6 protein-coding genes are annotated in these 6,891 nt (G+C 69.1%); 1 reads left to right on the top strand and 5 read right to left on the bottom strand.

Annotation, left to right across the window (positions count from 1 at the left end; genetic code table 11):
* Positions 1–159 precede the first annotated feature (159 nt).
* From IEZ15_RS23490 to IEZ15_RS23470, 5 genes are read right to left on the bottom strand one after another with little or no spacing between them, the layout of a single operon-like run.
* Positions 160–1,470, bottom strand: coding sequence for a DUF58 domain-containing protein (locus IEZ15_RS23490; protein WP_189279235.1), 1,311 nt, complete (start codon positions 1,468–1,470; stop codon positions 160–162).
* A gap of 10 nt (positions 1,471–1,480) precedes the next feature.
* Entirely contained in the window at positions 1,481–2,482 is a 1,002-nt protein-coding gene (locus tag IEZ15_RS23485) for an AAA family ATPase (RefSeq protein WP_114244845.1), read from the bottom strand.
* Positions 2,479–3,687, bottom strand: coding sequence for a DUF4350 domain-containing protein (locus tag IEZ15_RS23480; protein WP_189279220.1), 1,209 nt, complete (start codon positions 3,685–3,687; stop codon positions 2,479–2,481). Before IEZ15_RS23480 ends, IEZ15_RS23485 begins: the two co-directional genes overlap by 4 nt.
* A complete protein-coding gene (locus tag IEZ15_RS23475) occupies positions 3,684–4,373 on the bottom strand; it encodes a DUF4129 domain-containing protein (RefSeq protein ID WP_114244843.1) in 690 nt (229 codons plus the stop codon). The genes IEZ15_RS23480 and IEZ15_RS23475 overlap by 4 nt, the downstream gene beginning before the upstream one ends.
* Before the next feature lie 4 nt (positions 4,374–4,377).
* Entirely contained in the window at positions 4,378–5,604 is a 1,227-nt protein-coding gene (locus tag IEZ15_RS23470) for a DUF7847 domain-containing protein (RefSeq protein ID WP_189279219.1), read from the bottom strand.
* Between the two features lie 140 nt (positions 5,605–5,744).
* Between IEZ15_RS23470 and mtnA the strand changes: the two genes are divergently transcribed.
* Positions 5,745–6,890: an S-methyl-5-thioribose-1-phosphate isomerase gene (mtnA, locus tag IEZ15_RS23465; RefSeq protein ID WP_189279218.1), complete on the top strand. Its 1,146-nt coding sequence runs from the start codon at positions 5,745–5,747 to the stop codon at positions 6,888–6,890.
* The last annotated feature ends 1 nt before the right edge of the window (position 6,891 follow it).

Here is a 6,891-nt window from a genome sequence, read left to right as displayed (position 1 = left end):
GCCGATGGTACTGCAGGGGGGACCCTGTGGGAGAGTAGGACGCCGCCGAACTCCTTTTACGGGAAAGCCCCGTGCCCTTGTGGCACGGGGCTTTTCTGCGTTCTTGGGCCGTCGGGAGGCCCTTTCCCGATGAGTGAATTCTTTGACGCGAGCGGTGGGTCAGAGGCGACCCGCTCCCTTGAGAGCCAGGTAGGCGTCAGCGAGAGCCGGGGCGAGGTTGTCCGGGGTGGCATCGACGATCACCGCGCCGTGGCGCTGAAGCTGCCCTGAGGTGCGGAGTCGCCGTGCTTGGGCCTGTGCGCCGGCTGCGGCCTCGTAGATCGCGTCCACGGTGCCCTTGGCTTCTGCCATCTGTTCGATGTGTGGGTCGGTCACTGAAGCCACCAGCACCGTGTGGCGCTGGGTCAGCCGGCGGAGGACGGGGAGCAGGCCCTCTTCTACGGGCGCCGCGTCCAGACCGGTGAGGAGCACGATCAGGGAGCGGCGAGGAGCGTTGGCAAGAACCGCAGCGCTGAGACCCCGGGCGTCCGTTTCCACGAGTGCGGGTTCGACCGGCGCCAGTGCATTCACCATGGCCGGCAGGACTTCTCCGGCAGACCTGCCCTGGACCTGGGCGCGGATGCGGCGGTCGTAGGCGAGCAGATCCACGCGGTCGCCCGCACGAGTGGCAAGCGCCGTGAGGAGCAGGGCCGCGTCCAGAGCGGCGTCGAGGCGGGGCACGTCACCGACACGACCCGCCGAAGTACGACCGGTGTCCAGGACAACGAGGATGTGACGGTCCCGCTCGGGGCGCCACGTTCGCACTGCGACGGCAGACTGACGTGCTGTGGCGCGCCAGTCGATGGAGCGCGTGTCGTCACCGGGCACGTAGGCACGCAGGCTGTCGAACTCCGTGCCCTCTCCACGTGTGAGGACGCTGGTGCGACCGTCCAGCTCGCGGAGCCTGGCGAGGCGGGACGGCAGATGCTTGCGGCTGGTGAAGGGTGGCAGGACACGTACCGTCCACGGGACTTCGTGATTTCCCTGGCGAGCCGCAAGCCCTAGAGGTCCGAACGACCGCACGGTGACGCGATCGACTCGGTGGTCACCGCGCCGTGTCGGTCGCAGGAGGGTGGTCAGTCGGCGGCGTTCCCCCGCCGGGATCGTCAGCGTGTGACGGGATGAGGCCTGCTCCGTGCCGATAGGCCAGCTACTGGGTGGCCAGGCGTCGCGGAGGTGTGCCCGTAGGCGGCGACGAGAAGAATTGGTTACGGTGAGTTGCACTTCGGCGGCCTCACCGAGTCGAACGGTTGTGTCACCGGATCGGGTGAACTGAAGCGTTCGCACTGGCGCGGCCAGGGCGTAGTCGCACAGAATCGCTAGGGAGAGCGGTGCATTGACCGCGAGCATGCCTGTCCAGCTGGGGGCCAGGACGGCTACGGGGAGTGACCCCAGGGCGGCCAGCAAGGCGGTACGTCCGGTGAGGGCCACGGTCACCGCCTCATCGGGGTACGGGTACGTGTGCGAGGACTGCGGTGATGACGGAGTCGGGGGTGACACCCTCCATCTCCGCTTCGGGCCGCAGTTGGATGCGATGGCGAAGCGTGGGGAGTGCCAGGGCTTTCACGTCATCCGGAATGACGTAGTCACGGCCGGTGAGCCAGGCCCAGGCACGGGCAGTCGACAACAGAGCAGTGGCGCCTCGGGGAGAGACACCGAGGGAGAGCGAGGGAGATTCACGCGTGGCACGACAGATATCGACGACATAGCCGGCGATCTCGGGGGAGACCTTGGTCTGGGCGACTGAGTTGCGGGCGGCTTCCAGATCGGCCGGGCCGGCGACGGGGTGGATGCCCGCTGACTGGAGGTCGCGCGGATTGAAGCCGTCGGAATGACGCGTGAGGACGTTGATCTCCTCGTCACGGGACGGCAATGGCACCGTCAGTTTAAGGAGAAACCGGTCCAGTTGGGCCTCGGGGAGCGGGTAGGTGCCCTCGTATTCGATGGGATTCTGCGTGGCGGCTACGAGGAAGGGCTCGGGCAGTAGCCGAGGGGTTCCGTCGACGGTGACCTGGCGCTCTTCCATCGCTTCCAGGAGGGAGGACTGCGTTTTGGGAGGGGTGCGGTTGATCTCGTCGGCAAGAAGCAGGTTGGTGAAGACAGGCCCGGGCTGGAAGGAGAACTCTGCGGTGCGGGCGTCGTAGACCAGTGAGCCGGTGACGTCGCTCGGCATCAGGTCGGGGGTGAACTGGACACGCTTGGTGTCGAGGTCGAGTGAGGCCGCAAGAGCCCGGACCAAGAGGGTCTTGGCCACGCCAGGGACGCCTTCGAGGAGGACATGGCCTCGGCAGAGCAGAGCTACGACAAGCCCGGTGACTGCCGGGTCCTGTCCGACCACGGCCTTGGCGATCTCGGAGCGCAGCGCTTCCAGGGATGCGCGGGCTGTGTCGCCGTGCCCGACGGTCTCGGTAGTCCCAGCGGGCACTGGGGGCGGGGCGCTCATGACGTGCGTACCTCTCTTTCGAGGGTGTCGAGTTGGTCTGCCAGATGCACAAGAGCGGTGTCGTCGGACGGGACGGGTCCGAAGAGCACGGCTTGGAGGTCGTTGCCGGTGGTGCTGAGACGGGCGGAAACGGCAGGGATGAGCGTTGCGGGGGAGTGTGCATCGCGTGGGGAGACGCCGATGAGTGGGGCGATACGGGTGCGGGTGGCGGCGCGCAGTGAGTCGGCGGCCCGGTCGCGGGCGTTCGCCCTGCGGTAGAGGCGGGCTAGGCCCTCGGTGGATTCGGAGGCGCGGATGGCCACAGGCAGCCGCTCGGCCATCAGCGGGCCCAGACGGCGGGCGCGCCAGATGGCGGCGAGCACGGCGGCCAGTGCGAGTTGCAGGGTGCCCCACAGCCAGCCCCGGGGGATCAGGTCGACGAAGCTGCGGTCGTCGTGGGCGCCGTCCCCGCCGTTCTCGGCGGCAGCAGAGGTATCAGTGAGCGAGGGGAGGTACCAGACCAGATGTGGGCGGGAACCGAGGAGTTGCAGGGCCAGGGAGGCATTGCCCTGGTCTCCGAGTCGGGCGTTGTAGAGAAGGTCGGGAGAACCGAGGAGAACGGTGTCCCCCGCGCCTTGTTCGACCAGGAGCAGGGTGTGGAGGCCGTTGCTCGGGAAGCAGGCGATGGTGTTGCCGAGGCCGTCCGAGGCGTAGTGGAAGCCTCCCGTTTCGACGTCGCCGGCGCTGCGGGCGGCGGGCAGGGAGCATTGAGGGGCGCGGGTGGCTACCGGTCCGGCGGACTCCGCGCGGACACCGGGGACCAGCGTGCCCACGGACGGAGGGCCCGCTGCGAGAAGGACGGTGCGGCCGGCCGAGTGGTCGGTCGTGGCACGGAGTTCGCTCTGCTGGTGCGGTGTCAGCAGATCGGGGGAGGCGACGAGCAGCGTGGTTTCGGGGCCGGCCTGCGCCGTGGCCTCGTCGAGCGTGGTGACCACGTGAACGGAGACGCCACGCTCCTTGAGGAGTTCGGCGACAGCCCGGCTGCCGTAGCGGTCGGCGGAACGGGGGTCGAGGCGGCCGTGCTGGTCTCCGGAACGCATGGTTGCCAGAGCGACTCCGGCAGCGACGAGCACGAGAACGGCGAGCAGCAGACCGCGGGTGCGGATCCAGATCTGCTGCGGGGCGAGGGATGCCGAGGTGGTGGGGGCGGCGGTGGCCTCGGTCATTCGGCTGCTCCCTGGGCCGCGGCTGTCAGGAGAGGCTTGGCGGTTTCGAGATCGAGGTCCAGAGCTCGTACGTCCAGATACGCCTGCTGGTCCGCGGTCCGGCCGCCGTATGTGACATCGTCGAATTCCCTGGCGGCGGCGTGGAGTCGCGTGGCGTGTGCGGGCAGTGGACGGCCCGCTTCGGCGGCGGCCTCGTCGGCGGTGCGCCCGGGGCGGGGGTCGAGCAGAGCGCGCTCCTCCAGGGAACGGACGATGGCGCGCATGCGCTCCTGGACCGCCTCGTTCCAGCAGTGGGCGGCCGCGTGGGCCTCGGCGGCCGTCCGGTGTTCGGCCGCGCTGCGGGGGCTGTTGTCGAAGAGGGCGTCTGCGGAACGCACGGTGCGGTGCGGGGTGCCCAGCCTCCACCAGAGTGCGGCGACCAGGCCGATGACGACCAGTACGAGCACGACAAGACCGAGTGGGCCGCCCGGTGCGGCGCCGGAGGCCGTGTTCAGGAGATCGCCGATCCAGGCCCAGAGGCGGTCGAGACCACGCTGGAGAAGGTTGGGATCGTTCTCGTGGTACATCGGTTTGGACAGCTCGTGCTTCGCGGCCTCGCGGGCGGGGACACGTGGAGTGTCCACCGGTATGTCACTGCTCGCGTGGATGAGTAGCCGTGCTGCTGTTGTGCCTCCCGCCCCCGACACGAGATCAGCTCCTGGTGTCGTATCCGGGCAGGCCCGCTGCCCGGGCGAGCTCAAGGTCGAGTGCCTCGCGGCGGATGCGCTGATCGATGTAGAGCAGGGCCATCACGCCGGCGGAGAGCGGGTAGGTGATCGTTGCGGTGATCACCTGACCGATGCCGGAGACGATCAGGAACGGCCAGCCGAAGTCCGTGGTGCCGTCCGCGAGGAAGGAGCCGACACTGCCGCCGTCCATGGCCATCGCGATGACGCTGAACGGGATGGCGATGATCACGCTCACGATGAGGGTCAGCAGCCCGGTGAGCGCCAGGACGCCGAAGGTCCGCCACCAGGCGCCGCTGACCAGCTTCGCGGAGCGGCGCATGGAAGTTGTGATCGATTGCCGCTCCAACATGAGCGCCGGCGAGGCGAGACAGAAGCGGACCATCAGCCAGATGACGACGACGAGCGCGGCCATAAGTCCGATAACGACGAGCCCGGCGCCTGCGGCGGAGCCGACCAACATGCCCGGCAGCAGGCCCACCGTCATGATGGCGGCGCTGATCAGGGCCAGCAGCAATGTCAGACCCAGCAGCTGAGCAAGCCGGGGCCGGGCCTCGGCCCATGCGTCGGAGAGCGTCACCGGACGGCCCAGTACCGAACGGCTGATCACCACGGTCAGTACGGATGTCGTGATCAGTGTGGCGGTCATGGTGATGAGCAGCGACGGCACACTGTTGACCAGTGCCGACTGAGCCGAGTCGGCGGTTTGCCGGAGTGCCTCAGAACCGGTGGCATTCGGGTCGATCGCTGCGGGTTCCGGCAGCAGATAGCGTTGCACGAGGGTGATCGCGATCTGGGCGATCACGGACACGGTCAGCGTGATTCCGAGGACCGTGCGCCAGTGGGCGCGCATCGTGGAGACCGCGCCGTCGAGGATCTCGCCGACGCCGAGCGGCCGGAGCGGGATGACACCGGGCTTGGCCGCGACGGGCGGCTGCCTCCAGCCGGAGCCGTGCGGCCCACCCCAACCGGGGCCCTGAGGCCCGCCGCCCCAGCCGGGGGCGGGGGGTGGTGCGCCGGGACCTGTGCCCGGAGTGCTCGGTGGGGACCACTGCCCTGTGGGCGGCTGCGTGGGAGACCAGTTCCCTGCCGGGCCGCTGCCGTCGACGGGCTCGGAAGGCCGGGGGACGCCCGCCCCCTGACCCTCGGAGGGGGCAGATCCGGGCGAGGCCCAGCCCGGAGTGTCGTTCATTCTCGCTCCTTCACGGTCCTGTCCGCTCATCGGCGCGGCAGGTTGGCAGCCATCGTGCCACGCGTTGCTCCGGTACGGGCCTGGCCCTGTATCTCCTTCGTACCTTCATTTGTGGGTGGCGCACCGGGCAGACTGGGCGGATGGCTGATCAGGATGCGCAATCGTCGGTGGGCATCGAGGCTCCCGCGCTTCCCGTACTTCGGTGGGACGAGCTTCCGGAAGGCCCCGTGCTGGTGCTCCTCGACCAGACTCGGCTGCCTGCCGAGGAGGCCGAGCTGGTGTGCGCCGATGTGCCCGCGCTGGTGCGGGCGATCCGGACGCTGGCGGTGCGCGGGGCGCCGTTGCTGGGTATCGCAGGGGCCTATGGCGTGGCTCTGGCAGCGGTGCGAGGAGACGACGTGGCAGAGGCCGCGGAGTTGCTGGAGCGGGCGCGGCCTACCGCGGTGAATCTCGGTTACGGGGTGCGGCGGGCTGCCGGGGCATACCGGGCGGCCAGGGAAAAGGAGGCGGATCCGGAGCGGGCTGCGGCGGTTGCGCTGGCCGAGGCCAGGGCGCTGCACCGGGAGGATGCCGAGGCCAGCGGGCGTATGGCACGGTACGGGCTCGCACTTCTGGACGAACTGCTGCCCGGTGGCGGGTATCGACTGCTGACCCACTGCAATACGGGGGCGCTCGTCTCGGGTGGTGAGGGCACTGCCTTCGCGGTGGCGCTCGGGGCACTTCGGGAGGGACGGCTGCGACGGCTGTGGGTGGACGAGACGCGTCCGCTGTTGCAGGGTGCCCGGCTGACCGCGTACGAGGCGGCACGCAATGGCATGCCGTACAGCTTGCTCACGGACAGCGCCGCTGGTTCTCTGTTCGCTGCGGGGGAGGTGGATGCTGTGCTCATCGGGGCGGACCGCATCGCCGCGGACGGATCGGTGGCGAACAAGGTGGGGAGCTATCCGCTGGCTGTGCTTGCGAAATACCACCACGTACCGTTCATCGTGGTGGCGCCGACCACAACCGTGGATCTGGATACCGCGGACGGGGCATCGATCACCGTGGAGCAGCGGCCGGGGAATGAAGTGACGGAGCTCACATTCCCGCGGATCGGGGCGGCAGGCGGGGACACCGGCGGATTGCTCGTGGCACCGGCGGGAACCCCGGTGTACAACCCCGCGTTCGACGTCACACCGCCGGAGCTGGTCACGGCGATCGTCACGGAGGAGGGCGCAGTTTCCCCGGTCACGGGGGTCGGACTGGCAGAGCTGTGTGCCAGATCATCGCAGGTAACGATTAGCTAAT

This window comes from Streptomyces atratus (genome assembly GCF_014648655.1).
GTDB classification, from domain to species: domain Bacteria; phylum Actinomycetota; class Actinomycetes; order Streptomycetales; family Streptomycetaceae; genus Streptomyces; species Streptomyces atratus.
This window is presented reverse-complemented; position numbering and strand designations above follow the sequence as displayed.